The sequence below is a fragment of the Chryseosolibacter indicum genome, from assembly GCF_018598585.1.
Classification (GTDB): domain Bacteria; phylum Bacteroidota; class Bacteroidia; order Cytophagales; family Cyclobacteriaceae; genus Chryseosolibacter; species Chryseosolibacter indicus.
This window is the reverse complement of the sequence record NZ_JAHESD010000003.1, coordinates 90817-103659: the sequence shown is the minus strand read 5'-3', so window position 1 is coordinate 103659 and position 12843 is coordinate 90817. Positions and strand designations below refer to the sequence as shown.

At 39.5% G+C, this 12843-nt stretch carries 11 protein-coding genes and 3 tRNA genes; 4 read left to right on the top strand and 10 right to left on the bottom strand.

Annotation, left to right across the window (positions count from 1 at the left end; translation table 11 throughout):
• Positions 1 to 266: 266 nt before the first annotated feature.
• The 5 genes from KK060_RS02105 to recF form a co-directional block, all read right to left on the bottom strand.
• Positions 267 to 338 (bottom strand) — tRNA-Thr (locus KK060_RS02105).
• Positions 339 to 470: 132 nt separating this feature from the next.
• Positions 471 to 543 (bottom strand) — tRNA-Gly (locus tag KK060_RS02100).
• A gap of 70 nt (positions 544 to 613) precedes the next feature.
• Positions 614 to 696: transfer RNA gene (locus tag KK060_RS02095), tRNA-Tyr, on the bottom strand.
• A gap of 674 nt (positions 697 to 1370) precedes the next feature.
• A complete protein-coding gene (locus KK060_RS02090) occupies positions 1371 to 1673 on the bottom strand; it encodes a DciA family protein (protein ID WP_254151747.1) in 303 nt (100 codons plus the stop codon).
• The gene (gene recF / locus KK060_RS02085) at positions 1670 to 2770 is read right to left on the bottom strand and encodes a DNA replication/repair protein RecF (RefSeq protein WP_254151746.1); all 1101 of its coding nucleotides are present in this window, start codon (positions 2768 to 2770) and stop codon (positions 1670 to 1672) included. Before recF ends, KK060_RS02090 begins: the two co-directional genes overlap by 4 nt.
• Before the next feature lie 69 nt (positions 2771 to 2839).
• Here recF and pdhA point away from each other — a divergent pair, with 69 nt between their 5' ends.
• The 3 genes from pdhA to ribH all read left to right on the top strand — a co-directional run bounded on the left by pdhA (position 2840) and on the right by ribH (position 5221).
• A complete protein-coding gene (gene pdhA, locus KK060_RS02080; protein ID WP_254151745.1) occupies positions 2840 to 3877 on the top strand; it encodes a pyruvate dehydrogenase (acetyl-transferring) E1 component subunit alpha in 1038 nt (345 codons plus the stop codon).
• Between the two features lie 110 nt (positions 3878 to 3987).
• On the top strand, positions 3988 to 4677 hold the full coding sequence (locus tag KK060_RS02075; RefSeq protein WP_254151744.1) for a tetratricopeptide repeat protein: 690 nt from the start codon (positions 3988 to 3990) through the stop codon (positions 4675 to 4677).
• A 70-nt stretch (positions 4678 to 4747) separates the two neighbouring features.
• Positions 4748 to 5221, top strand: a complete 474-nt coding sequence (gene ribH, locus KK060_RS02070) for a 6,7-dimethyl-8-ribityllumazine synthase (protein ID WP_254151743.1) — start codon at positions 4748 to 4750, stop codon at positions 5219 to 5221.
• An 84-nt stretch (positions 5222 to 5305) separates the two neighbouring features.
• Here ribH and icd read toward each other — a convergent pair whose 3' ends face one another.
• Positions 5306 to 6532, bottom strand: a complete 1227-nt coding sequence (gene icd, locus KK060_RS02065; RefSeq protein WP_254151742.1) for an NADP-dependent isocitrate dehydrogenase — start codon at positions 6530 to 6532, stop codon at positions 5306 to 5308.
• 197 nt (positions 6533 to 6729) lie between these two features.
• Between icd and KK060_RS02060 the strand changes: the two genes are divergently transcribed.
• Positions 6730 to 7320 carry a CAP domain-containing protein gene (locus KK060_RS02060; RefSeq protein ID WP_254151741.1) on the top strand — a complete coding sequence of 197 codons (591 nt, stop codon included), beginning with the start codon at positions 6730 to 6732 and terminating at the stop codon, positions 7318 to 7320.
• Between the two features lie 14 nt (positions 7321 to 7334).
• On the opposite strand, the gene panB is transcribed toward KK060_RS02060, so the two are convergent.
• The 4 genes from panB to KK060_RS02040 all read right to left on the bottom strand — a co-directional run bounded on the left by panB (position 7335) and on the right by KK060_RS02040 (position 12843).
• Positions 7335 to 8153 carry a 3-methyl-2-oxobutanoate hydroxymethyltransferase gene (gene panB / locus KK060_RS02055; protein ID WP_254151740.1) on the bottom strand — a complete coding sequence of 273 codons (819 nt, stop codon included), beginning with the start codon at positions 8151 to 8153 and terminating at the stop codon, positions 7335 to 7337.
• A 9-nt stretch (positions 8154 to 8162) separates the two neighbouring features.
• Positions 8163 to 8660, bottom strand: coding sequence for a phosphoribosyltransferase family protein (locus KK060_RS02050; protein WP_367397454.1), 498 nt, complete (start codon positions 8658 to 8660; stop codon positions 8163 to 8165).
• 19 nt (positions 8661 to 8679) lie between these two features.
• Positions 8680 to 9156 carry an Lrp/AsnC family transcriptional regulator gene (locus tag KK060_RS02045; protein WP_254151738.1) on the bottom strand — a complete coding sequence of 159 codons (477 nt, stop codon included), beginning with the start codon at positions 9154 to 9156 and terminating at the stop codon, positions 8680 to 8682.
• 168 nt (positions 9157 to 9324) lie between these two features.
• Positions 9325 to 12843 carry a PKD domain-containing protein gene (locus KK060_RS02040; protein WP_254151737.1) on the bottom strand — a complete coding sequence of 1173 codons (3519 nt, stop codon included), beginning with the start codon at positions 12841 to 12843 and terminating at the stop codon, positions 9325 to 9327.

Below are 12843 nucleotides of genomic sequence, written 5' to 3'. Positions count from 1 at the left end.
ACACCCTAAACATTGTAAGCCTTTCGAATAAGGGTTATTCGTTGAAATTTGCCGATACTAAATAGTGTTCGCTAGGCACTGTATTCGGCTATTTCAAAATTTTCTAAGTCTAAGTTGCAGACCCTTCCAGTCAACATTCGCTGTTGATTTCCGCTCTCTAAGCTGGTCATCCTTTCATCGCTTTAGAGCCAGGATTGAACTGGCGACCTTCCCGATATGCGTCGGAAGATCCACGCTATCAATCAACTTTCTTATCACCAGCCATGAGCCGTTGAACAGGATTGAACTGTCGACCTCTTCCTTACCAAGGAAGTGCTCTACCACTGAGCTACAACGGCAGATTAAGTATTGTTACCCATCGACCTTCCCGACGTAGGTCGGGATGCTCTACCACTGAGCTACAACAGCTTTAAGTCAATGGTCAGTCAATGGCAATCCCAATGACCGATGACCATTGACTATTTTATTAGAGCGGGAGACGAGGTTCGAACCCGCGACCTGCAGCTTGGAAGGCTGCCGCTCTACCAACTGAGCTACTCCCGCATTCATTTGTTACAAGTTCAATGGCAAAGTGTGTTTATAACTTTTAACGTTGAACCTCCAACGAAATATGTGGGGGAAATAGGATTCGAACCTATGAAGTCATAAGACAACAGATTTACAGTCTGTCCCAGTTGGCCGCTTTGGTATTCCCCCTCAATAATTTCAATAAAACGAAGAACTTTGCCCTGCTTTAAGGACTCGTCCTTGAAAAACAGGAGTGCAAAATTATACGCTTTTCTACGTTTTCAAAACATAAGCAATCTATTTTCTTAGATTTTTATAAATCTTTCAAAAAAGAGTTTTTCTAAATCATCCAAGTCGGGGTCCTGGATGGTAAAAGGCATCCACTCTGACTCTTTAAATAATGTTTCAATGTTACATTTTGAATACCCATTCAGATTTTTCTTCGGTAGCTGTTTTTTGCCAAAATCAAATTAACATATTGTCGAGCAATAGAATAGCGATAGATTGCTTCCTGGATGCCCCTTGGGCGCCTTCGGTGATGTTTGGTCAGAAGCATTTTGACCGAAGGATACCATAGATTAATCGCAGGCATTTCCCAGGCACTCTGATGGGTTACTAATGGCTGATTGGCTCACTAATGCTTACAGAGCCATTGATACCAGAAGTTTATACTTCCTTCTTCCTAATCACAATGTTGGGGATTAAGTCGATGCTCCAACCTCATACCTTCGGAATAGATTCATCGAAGAAACAATCTAGATTCAGCGTAAAAACAACGTAGGATCGATAAAAAGGCCCCTTATCGATCCTAGACCGAACGTTCATCGAACCTACTTCCAACCTACATTAGACTTAGAAGGATCTTACATTACTATAATATCAGCAATAATACCTGTACCAAACTCTTTTTTAAAGATTTCGAGCACCTGGTTTTTATGGAGGGAGAAATCGTGTTTCATGGATGGTGAATCCAGCTCTACAAAAAGCACCTTATTGCGTATAAAGATCTTTTTGGTGCGGGAGGCGATGGGTTTTCCGGCAATCCGCTCCCACGAGTTTATCAGGTTGGCCTCATCAAACTTTGAGGTAAGATGGTAGGAGTTTAACAACTCGCGAATGGCATCTCCCAATGATTTAAACTCTCCTTTCGAATCTCTACCGCTCATAATTTCCTTATTGATCCGTTATCTACATTAAACATAGTGGCTGAAACATGAATCTGATCCAACAATGCCGCTGTTCTATCCGGCCGGGCATCGGTTATAAATAACTGACCAAATTCTTCATTTCTAATTAATTCGAGCAATTTACCAATTCTTGCGTCATCCAACTTATCAAATATATCATCCAATAAAAGAATGGGCTTAATGCCTTTTGCATTTTTGATAATCTCAAACTGGGCCAGTTTAAGGGCTATAATAAAGGACTTCTGCTGACCTTGCGACCCGAGTCTTTTCAGATCTCCGGTACCTAATGTAAACTGATAATCATCGCGGTGAACTCCGAAGCTGGTTCGCTGAAGGTAAAGGTCTCTTTGTTTATTCTTTAATAGTCCATCCTCGAAAGAGGTATTCTTTAATTCGCTGTTGTAGCGCAAATCCACCTCCTCATTATCAACAATAAAATCATAATACCTTTTAAATACAGTTACAAACTCACCAACAAAAGCAGCGCGCTTATTATATAGCGTGTTTCCTGATCTTACCAGCATGCGGTCGTATGATTCAAGCGCCAGACCATCAAAAGAATGTGTGTCGGCAAACATCTTTAGTAAACTATTTCGCTGTTTAATAGCATAGGTATACTGAATAAGTGCCTCCAGGTAAGCTTTGTCTAGCTGGCTTATCATGCTATCGAAGAACTTTCGCCGCTCCTCGCTACCCTCTTTTACAAGAGCGGTATCATCTGGTGCAATTAAAACAACAGGATATTTACCAATGTGATCGCTTAGTTTCGGGTAGTCATTCGCATCTTCACGAAATACTTTTTTTGCGCCTGACTGAACGGCACAAAGCAGTTCGTGATGTGTATTACCTCGAGAAAATGTACTTTTTATTGAAAAAAACTGCTCTCCCTGCTTAATACAGTAGTTATCAGCCGATGTAAAAGCGCTTTTTGTAAGCGACAAAAAATGAATTGCATCGAGTAGATTGGTTTTTCCGCTACCGTTTTTCCCAACCAGAACGTTAATTTTTTCAGATAGGTCCAGCCTTGCTTCTGCATAATTTTTAAAGTTAATAAGCTGGAGTGTTTGTATTTGCATGCACTATTTACATCGAAAGTTTGGCGAATGTTCGTTCGGGGTTTATTTTCGCAGTTCAAAATTAGGAATATGCCTACTACAACCAAAGCTAAGACTGAGTCGGCCACAAAAGGTGGCAAAGGAGAGTTTTCTAAGGAAACTTATCTGTTCTGGTATGAGAATATGCAGCTGATGCGAAAGTTCGAAGAACGTGCCGGCCAGCTTTATGGAATGCAAAAAATTAAAGGATTTTGTCATTTATATATAGGCCAGGAGGCGTGCGCGGCTGGTGCTGCTTCTGCGCTTCAGAAAGGTGACAAATGGATTACAGCTTATCGCGACCATGCTCACCCGCTTATCTTAGGAACCGACCCTAAAGCTGTTATGGCTGAATTATTTGCCAAAGAAACTGGCATTTCTAAAGGCAAAGGTGGTTCTATGCACATTTTCGATAAGGAGAAGGGATTTTTTGGAGGCCACGGTATTGTAGGTGGCCAGATTCCACTTGGTGCAGGGATAGCGTTTGCTGAAAAATATAACAAAACCGGCAATCTATGTATTTGCTACATGGGTGATGGTGCTGTTCGCCAGGGTGCTTTTCACGAAGCGCTTAACCTTGCTATGTTATGGAAATTGCCGGTGATTTTTGTAATCGAGAATAACGGTTATGCCATGGGTACAGCTGTAAGAAGAAGTTCTAACGTAACTGAATTATATACATTAGGTGAAGCGTTCGATATGCCGTCTGAGCCAGTTGACGCCATGAGCGTTGAGGCGGTTCACATTGCAGTAGCTAAAGCCGCAGAACGTGCCCGTAATGGTGAAGGACCTTCGTTACTGGAGTTCCGTACATATCGTTACAAAGGCCACTCAATGTCTGACCCTGCTAAATATCGCACAAAAGAAGAAGTAGAAGAATATAAGCAACGCGATCCAATTGAAGTAGTGAAGAAAGTTCTTTTGGATAAAAAATATGCTACTGAGCAGGAGATCGAGACAATCGATCAGCGTGTGCATCAGGCGGTAGAAGAAAGCGTGCAGTTTGCAGAAGAATCAAAATATCCTGATCCTTCCGAAGCGCTTAAAGATATTTACGCACAACAAGATTATCCTTACATCACTGATTAAGAGTATTATAAAAACCCACCCAACCGGGTGGGTTTCGTTTTTGATTAGAACAATACAATTCGTAATTTTGCGGCCCACTCCCCGACTAGCTGGGGATTGATTTAAAAACAATGGCTAAGAAGGTAGAAAACAGAAGTGAAATTCTAGAAAGTCCTGAGGCACTTGCAGACAGATTGCACGGCGCTGAAACCTGGGCAGAAAGAAATCCCAAAACCGTTATTGGAGTTGCTGTCGCTATTGCATTGCTGGTTGGCGGCTATTTTGGATTTCAGTATTATAAAGACAATCAGAACGCTGAAGCACAGCGCGAAATGTTTCAGGCGATCTACTACTTCGAGTCTGACAGTTTAAATCTTGCCCTTAACGGCGATGGAAATAACCTAGGCTTCAGAGATATTATAGACGAGTACGGCATTACAGATGCTGCTAACCTTGCTCACTACTATGCTGGCGCATGTTATCTTAAACAAGGTAAATTTGAATTAGCACGTTTATATCTTCAGGATTACAGCTCGAACGATCTTCTCGTGCAGGCGCGTGCATATAGCTTAGTAGGGGATACTTATATGGAAGAAGGTAAATATGAGGATGCGGCTAAATACTATCAAAAAGCTGCTGATTATAAACCTAACAAATATTTTACACCTTCTTATTTAATGAAGGCAGCTCTTGCTTACGAAAAAAGCAATCAGAACGACAAAGCGATACAGGCTTATGATGAAATCATCAATGAATATTTTCAATCTGCTGAATTCCAAAATGCAAGGAAGTTCAAAGCAAGGTTAGAAGGAAATTCATAATCAGGTATTAACTATTGAAAAGGGATAGCTTGTCTATCCCTTTTTTATTCATCAACCTATAATATATTAAATGCCAGGAGTTTTAAAATCGGGATCGGCCAATACAAAGCTTAATCTTTCAAGAAAGCGGTTTGCCATTATTGTTGCCGAATGGAATGAAGAAATTACAGAAGCGCTTTACGATGGCGCAGTTGAATCTCTATTAGCCCATGGTGTAAAGAAGACCAACATTGTAAGAAAGAATGTACCTGGCAGTTACGAATTAACGCTTGGTGCTTTGTGGATGGCCGAAAGAAAGGATATTGATGCTGTAATATGTCTTGGCTGTGTAATACAAGGTGACACACCTCATTTTGATTATATCTGCCAGGCTGTTGCGTATGGTATTACAGAAGTTAACATCAAAACAAAAAAGCCTGCAATTTTTGGCGTACTCACAACTCTTAATAAAAAACAAGCACTTGAGCGTGCTGGTGGCAAGCTTGGCAATAAAGGCGAGGAGGCTGCAATTACGGCTATTAAAATGTTAGCCATTAAAGGGTAATTTATTGTATAAGCTTATAAAATGGTAAAAAGAAAGGCTGTCGTTTGACAGCCTTTCTTTTTACTAAGGTAAGACAAAAAGGTCTTACATTCCCTTTACTATTTCATTTGCAAATTCAGAGCACTTAAGAAGCGTAGCTCCTTCCATAAGACGGTGGAAGTCGTATGTTACCTTCTTGGTCGAAATTGCATTTTCCAAACCTTTAATTATTAGGTCGGCAGCTTCTTGCCAGCCCATGTATTCAAACATCATTACACCAGAAAGAATTACAGAGCCAGGATTAACTTTATCTTGTCCTGCATATTTAGGTGCTGTACCATGTGTTGCTTCAAATATAGCATGACCGGTTTTATAATTGATGTTAGCTCCAGGCGCAATACCAATACCACCTACAATAGCAGCAAGGGCATCAGAAATATAATCACCGTTAAGGTTTAGAGTAGCTACTACTGAATATTCATCTGGTCTTAAAAGAATCTGCTGAAGGAAAGCATCTGCAATAGCATCTTTAATGACTAGTTTATGACCATCCTTTTCAATGACTTGCCATGGTCCGCCATCGAGATCTTTAGCACCAAATTCATTTTTCGCTAAAGCATATCCCCAATCGCGGAAACCACCTTCTGTAAACTTCATAATGTTACCCTTGTGAACCAGAGTCACGTTCGGCTTCTTGTGTTGAAGGGCATATTCAATAGCTGAACGTACTAAACGCTCTGTACCTTCTTTAGATACTGGCTTAATACCAATACCTGAGGTTTCTGGGAAGCGTATTTTTTTGAAAGGCTTAGGAAAAGCTTCAGCAAAAAGCTTTAAAAACTTTTTGTTGTCCTCAGTACCTTCCTGGAACTCGATACCTGCATAAATATCTTCCGTGTTTTCGCGGAAGATAACCATGTCCGTTTTATGTGGTTCTTTTACAGGAGAAGGAACACCTTTAAACCAACGAACAGGACGAACGCATGCATAAAGATCTAACTCCTGACGTAGCGCTACATTTAAAGAACGGATACCGCCACCAACAGGTGTTGTAAGCGGACCTTTAATACCTACAAGGTATTCTTTGAATATATTGAGCGTTTCTTCAGGCAACCAGTTCCCGGTCTTGTTGAAGGCTTTTTCACCCGCCAAAACTTCTTTCCAGTTTATCTTTTTCTTGCCTTTATAGGCTTTCTCTACTGCTGAATCGAAAACGTGTTTGGAGGCAGGCCAGATGTCTACACCTGTACCATCACCTTCAATAAAGGGGAGTGTTGGATTATCAGGAACTACCAACTTACCATTGCTGATGCTGATTTTTTGATCGCTCATTTTCTAAAATTTTTTATAGGTTTTGAAGACAATGCTTCTTAAAAAGCCCCGAAAATTAATCAGGATTTGATCACAATTAAAGAATTTCCTTAATTCCTGAGCTTAAAATTTCAATGGTCGGCGCATTTTTAACAAGTTTTTATTGAAACCGCACTTTTTATCTCTTACAAACGTTTTATTGCCTGTTCTTAAATGATATGAAATCAATATCCCTGGTCTTTATACTATTTCTTCTCCAAGCATCAACTACTGCAAACAAGTCTTCCTTGAGCGCTCCTGACTTATGTGTTAGCGCCGAGGAGAAGAAATTATACGACATCATGATGGCCTATAGAAAGTCAAAAGGCCTGCCTCCTATTCCACTTTCTGCGAAATTAAGCTTGGTAGCGCAAACCCATGCGAAGGACCTGGCTAATAACTACAAATTCGATCCGGAGAATAAGTGCAATCCTCATAGCTGGTCAAAGAAAGGAAAATGGTCATCTTGCTGTTATACAAACGACCACAAAGAGGCTAAGTGCATGTGGGATAAGCCAAAGGAAATTGCTGACTACAACAGCGCAGGATATGAAATTGCCTACTACAGCTCAAGGGGAGCAACAGCAGAAGAAGGTTTGAAAGGGTGGCAAAAGAGCCCTTCACACAATCCGCTAATTATCAATGAAGGCATGTGGGCAAAGGCTACCTGGAAAGCTGTTGGCGTTGGTCTTTACAAAGAGTATGGAATTGTATGGTTTGGTGAAGCTGAAGACGCTACCCCTATTTCCGTATGTGACGCAAATCAATAAGAGCACTAATAAAACTAGTACTTCTCTTCGTCATTGGGAAAATCTACAGCTTTTACATCTGCAACATATTTAGAAACTGCCGATGTAATAGTTGCATGAAGGTCTGCGTATCTTCTTAAGAACCTTGGCTGAAACTCTTTAGTAATTCCAAGCATATCCTGCATAACGAGCACTTGCCCATCTGTATCATGGCCAGCTCCAATTCCTATTGTAGGTATCTGAATGGATGCTGATACTCTTTTCGCCAGTTCAGCAGGGATTTTTTCAAGTACCAATGCAAAGCAACCAATATCATTCAAGAGCTTTGCATCTTCTATTAATTTCGCTGCTTCCGCCCCTTCTTTTGCGCGCACAGAGTAGGTACCAAACTTATAAATAGATTGAGGGGTTAACCCTAAATGGCCCATTACAGGTATTCCTGCGCTTAGAATCCGCTCTACCGACTCCCTGATTTCACTACCACCTTCAAGTTTTACGCCGTGAGCACCTGCCTCTTTCATAATACGGATAGCAGATCTTAGTGCTTCACTAGAGCTCCCTTGGTAGGTTCCAAATGGCAAATCTACTATTACCAAAGCACGGTTTACTGCCCTTATTACAGAAGCCGCATGGTAAATCATCTGATCTAAAGTAATAGGCAGTGTAGTTTCATGTCCAGCCATAACGTTAGATGCGGAGTCACCAACTAGAATCACATCAATGCCTGCCCCATCAATAATCTTTGCCATGCTATAATCGTAAGCAGTAAGCATTGCAATCTTCTCGCCCCGGTTCTTCATCTCCTGCAACTGATGCGTTGTGATCTTCTTTTTCTCGGCTTTATGTACAGACATGGATTATTATTATTTAAGATAAACTGCGCTACCTTTCCCGAGCACTACTTCAACATGTTCAGTAAGTGTGGTAGCTAACTCATAACCGGTATACTGAGGATAAATCGGAAACAATGTATGGCTTCGGTTTACTAATACCGCGATCTCTATCTTTTTTACCGCGATATTTAAAAAAGGCTTTAGACCATAAGCAAAAGTTCTCCCCGTATTCAACACGTCGTCAACAAGAATGATACACTTCTTTTTAAGCTCCTTTAACTCGCAGTCAAGCTTCACGTCGCTTTGTTGAGGGGCTTCTTTGTCTACCCAAACCTGAACAAGAACAATCTTTATTTCAGATATGGCTTCAACTTCTTTTGCAAGCAACTTTGCTAAGACATAGCCCTGACCCGCAATTCCGGCAATGACGATACTTCTTTCTTTGAAATTATGCTCATAAATCTCAAAGGCCATTCTCCGGATCTTTTGCTTTATCTGGGGAGCATCAAGTATCAACGATTTCTCCATTACCATAGTCGTATGGTTATTATTGAGGTATAGGCATTGACTTGCTATCCTTAAATGTTGAAAGTATCACCATAGATTGAAGGCTATCAACCACATCTATATTAGAAACTTTCTCAAGCATTAATTGCTGATAAGCAGAAATATCAGCACACACAATCTTAAGTATAAAATCACCTGCCCCGGTAATATGATGGCACTCTACTATTTCATCAATTTGTTTAATTGCCTTTATAAACTTCTCGATGTTTTCCTTGTTATGCCCTTTCAATGTTGCCATAACAAATGTACTTACGCCAAGTCCTACACTAGCTGGATCAATAACAGCATGATAACTTCTGATCACTCCCGAGGTCTCCAGCTTGTTAACCCTTTCTAACGTAGGCGCTGGTGAGAGACCTATTTCTTTTGCCAACTGGGCATTGGTAATATTTGAATTTGCCTGAAGAATTTCAAGAATCTTACGATCAGTTGCGTCTAGCTTAATGTTTGATTTCATGCGTTTTGAATTTTATTTACTCTCGTTACTTCAATCAAATGTCTGTGTTTTGACTCATGATCTTAGTAGGCCCGACAGCATATTTATTGTATCAGTTAATGAGTTACCAAATTTTATTTGGGCAAAAATAAAAGAAAGAATTTTACCGCAGCTAACTTATTCAGAGTTTTATTTCGAAATAAGAATTCTCTGGGTTGATTGGTAGTTATTTGCCTTTAATACAAGGAGATAAATCCCGTTTTGAAGACTTTCAACCTTAAACGATAAGCTATTGAAACCTTTCTTCGACTCTATCACTCGTCCCGACAACTCAACACCCAATGCGTTAAATAGGGACAGCTTAATACTTTTTGCATCGGCTGAAATCCATTCTACATTAAGCGTCTCTGATGTTGGATTAGGGAAAGCCGGAAAGAATATTAAATCAGTGTCTAGTTGAATACAGGTCTTATTAAACTGACTATCCTCATCTCCCTGCAACGCTGCTTGAGCGCAGAGGAACTCTAATCCAGTTTTTTGAAGGCCATATGACAAACTTAAATTGTAACGCGACAAGGGCAATATAGGTCCTTTAACTACTTCACGTAGATTAAGCCTACCAGAAACATCAATATCAACAGGCAGATCTTTAAGCACGGTGTTACCTTCGTTATCGAGTGTAATTAATATCTTCATGGTCCCGTCAGGATTTTCAGTAGTGGTAATAGCCTTTATTGAAACGTTAGGAGAAGGAGGAGATATTGTAATACTTCTTTCAGCAAAATCTTCGCAGCCCTGCTCATTATAAGACCTTAATCTTGCTCTGAAATTGCCTATTGTTGTGTATACATGTAAAGGGGAGGTTTCATTTGATTCTATCGCATCACCAAAAATCCAGTGACTTAGAGATGCGTTTTGAGAGGTGTTTGTAAAAGCGATCTCAGCAGGTGGCGCTCCAATTGTTTGTGTAGTTGTAAATGATGCTTTAGGAGACAAAGTAACATCAATAGTATTCCTTAAAATGTAGGTACATCCAGAGGCTGCTGTTACAGTAAATTGTACTTGTTGCTGTCCTGTGTTCTTAAAAGTATGATTTGCAGAACTGCCATTTAGCTTAACGTTTTCATTTATTAACCATTCTCTTGAGACAACAGGATCTGCACCAGATGTTAAGTCGCTAAAAGTAGCAGGCTGATCAACGCAGTTTTTTATTACCTGGTACGATGGCTCCAAAGGCACAGGCACAATCAGGTTTTCGGTATGTACGCCTTCACAACCATTAGTTGATTTTGTTGTTAGTTTCGCGAGGTAAGCTCCCGGGTTGCGAAATGTATGTGTTACATCCTTCGTTGAATAGATTTTATCAGCAACCTCCCATGTCCACGCCAAAATATTGGAAGCACCAGGCCCATTAAATGAAACTGGTATATTTCGACATGTAGGCGAAAATATAAAGACTGAATCTGGTGAAGGCTTTACATTAATGATTTTTTGAATTCTACTGCTACAGCCCGACGCTGCAATTACTTCCAATGAAACAATGTTATCTCCAGCGTTAGTAAAGCTGTATCTTGGATTTTGCAAATTTGATGTCTGCTGATCTCCAAAATTCCACTTCCATGTAGCGAGTGGTGTGTCAGGGTTGAGTGTTTGATCTATAAAATCAGTAGGACTGTTATTACAAATCAGCGAATTTAAAATTCTAAAGTCGGCTACGGGGTTTGAGTTTATAATAAGTTCATGTACCACCAAATTCTCACAACCATTAGCAGATTTAGCAGTAAGCGATACATTATAGATACCATTGAATAAAACACGAACAGGATCAACATCTGATGTTATGTCACCTGCTATATTCCATTGGTAATCTACTAACTGATCAGGAGCATTGTGAGAGGTATTTGTAAATCTGATTTCTTCTCCTTCGCAATTACCTACATGATTGAAGCTTGCAGAAGGACCTTCGTAAATAGTATTAATTGTTTTAGTTGTTTCTGATGAACAACCTGGTATAGAAGCTACAAGTTTTATCTCTTTTGGATCTGTACTCTCTAAGGCATAATTCAGGTCTTCACTAGTCGATACCTGCTCACCATTTATTAACCACTGCCATAGCGGAGAAGAACCAGGATCATAGGCAGAGGTATTATTGAAAATTAGCTGTTGACTTGTGCAAAGGGGATTGTTTGTAGGAAGAGTGAAGTCAGGTGCGGGGGCATCAAAAATCGAAACGGATCTCCAAATCACATTACTACAATTATTTTCAGCAGTAACATTTAATCTAATTGTATAATTTCCTTTATTCAAATAAGTGTAAGACACGCTTGAAGCATTGTTGGTTGTTCCATCGCCAAAGTTCCAACTTTGTTGTTGAATAAGTTGATTACTTGTATAGGAAAACTCAATTTGAGTTCCCACGCAATATTCACCAGAAGTGGGAAGAGCTAAATCCGGAGCAGGTAAGGAAGAGATAGATAAAAATTTAGTTTTCTCACTTACCCACCCGTTATTATCATACGCTGATAAGGTGATGGTTTTTTTACCAGAATCTTTAAAATCAAATGTTGGCACTTGATCTGTGATAAAAATTGGGTTTTCACAAGGAGGATTGGGAAAAGTTGCTTTAAACAAATTACCATTAGTATAATCAATACTAAAATTGCACCATTGTCCTTTTATCTTTACTAGTCTATTTTTTACAGTATTCGTAAAAACGCCGAGATTCCCTAATGATTCATATTTTACAACAGCTTGGGAAAGTGTCTCACCTTGTAATATTCTTATTATACTTCCCTGAAGTGTAGAAGTGAAAATGTTGTATTGTCCATCATCAAATCCTACATCAATGCCATAGTAGTTTAACGATGGAATTAGACTTGATGATAAGTCTGTTATTTGCGGTGCTATTAAAGGTTGATTTCCAAATGATAATTTAAATAAAGCATTTTGTCCGTAAGAAATAGTAAACGCATATAAGTTTTCGCCATCAAGAACTGCCTTAATATCACCCAATGGATTGCCGCTGAGGTTATCGGAAAGAAATTGATCAGCTACTGAAGGTATAGATTCAATTGTATTGAGCTTGATGACACCAACTTTTGAATTAAAAGTATAGGCAATGTACCAAAACCCACCATCCCTTATTAAATCAAGCCCTTGATTACTGGTTGAAGTTTTAGAATTAATAATAGGTACAGCACTGATAGGAACATTTGTTAATGAATTTCCAAAATCTAGTCGACAAATAGTATTTAAGCCTTCGTTATAGATAAATCCATACCACTTACCATTATCAGTGACAATTTTAATATCAACAGGAGAGCTTATACCCGCAACTCCGGAAATTATTGTTGAACTAATAATCTTACTTTGATCATCATTCAATTCCAATCTGATTATCGAATGGTTATCTCTGCTGGCAATAAAAACAAATGTCTTTCCTTCATTGTAAACTATATCCGTTCCGGTTGCCACGCTAGTACCAGACACACTTCCTATCACGTTTCCTGAAGGAACTAATTGCAGATCTCCCTGGCAAATATCCCATTCATAATAAACCGCCCCTGTAGACAGGTTACTAGGTTGTATTGTTTCTCCTATACAACCCTCTGATTTGATTTCAAAGTCCGCCGATACATTTTGCCCTTTTAGAGCAAAAGGAACCAAAAATTGAATTATAATACCAATAGAAATCAGAGATTGCTTCAT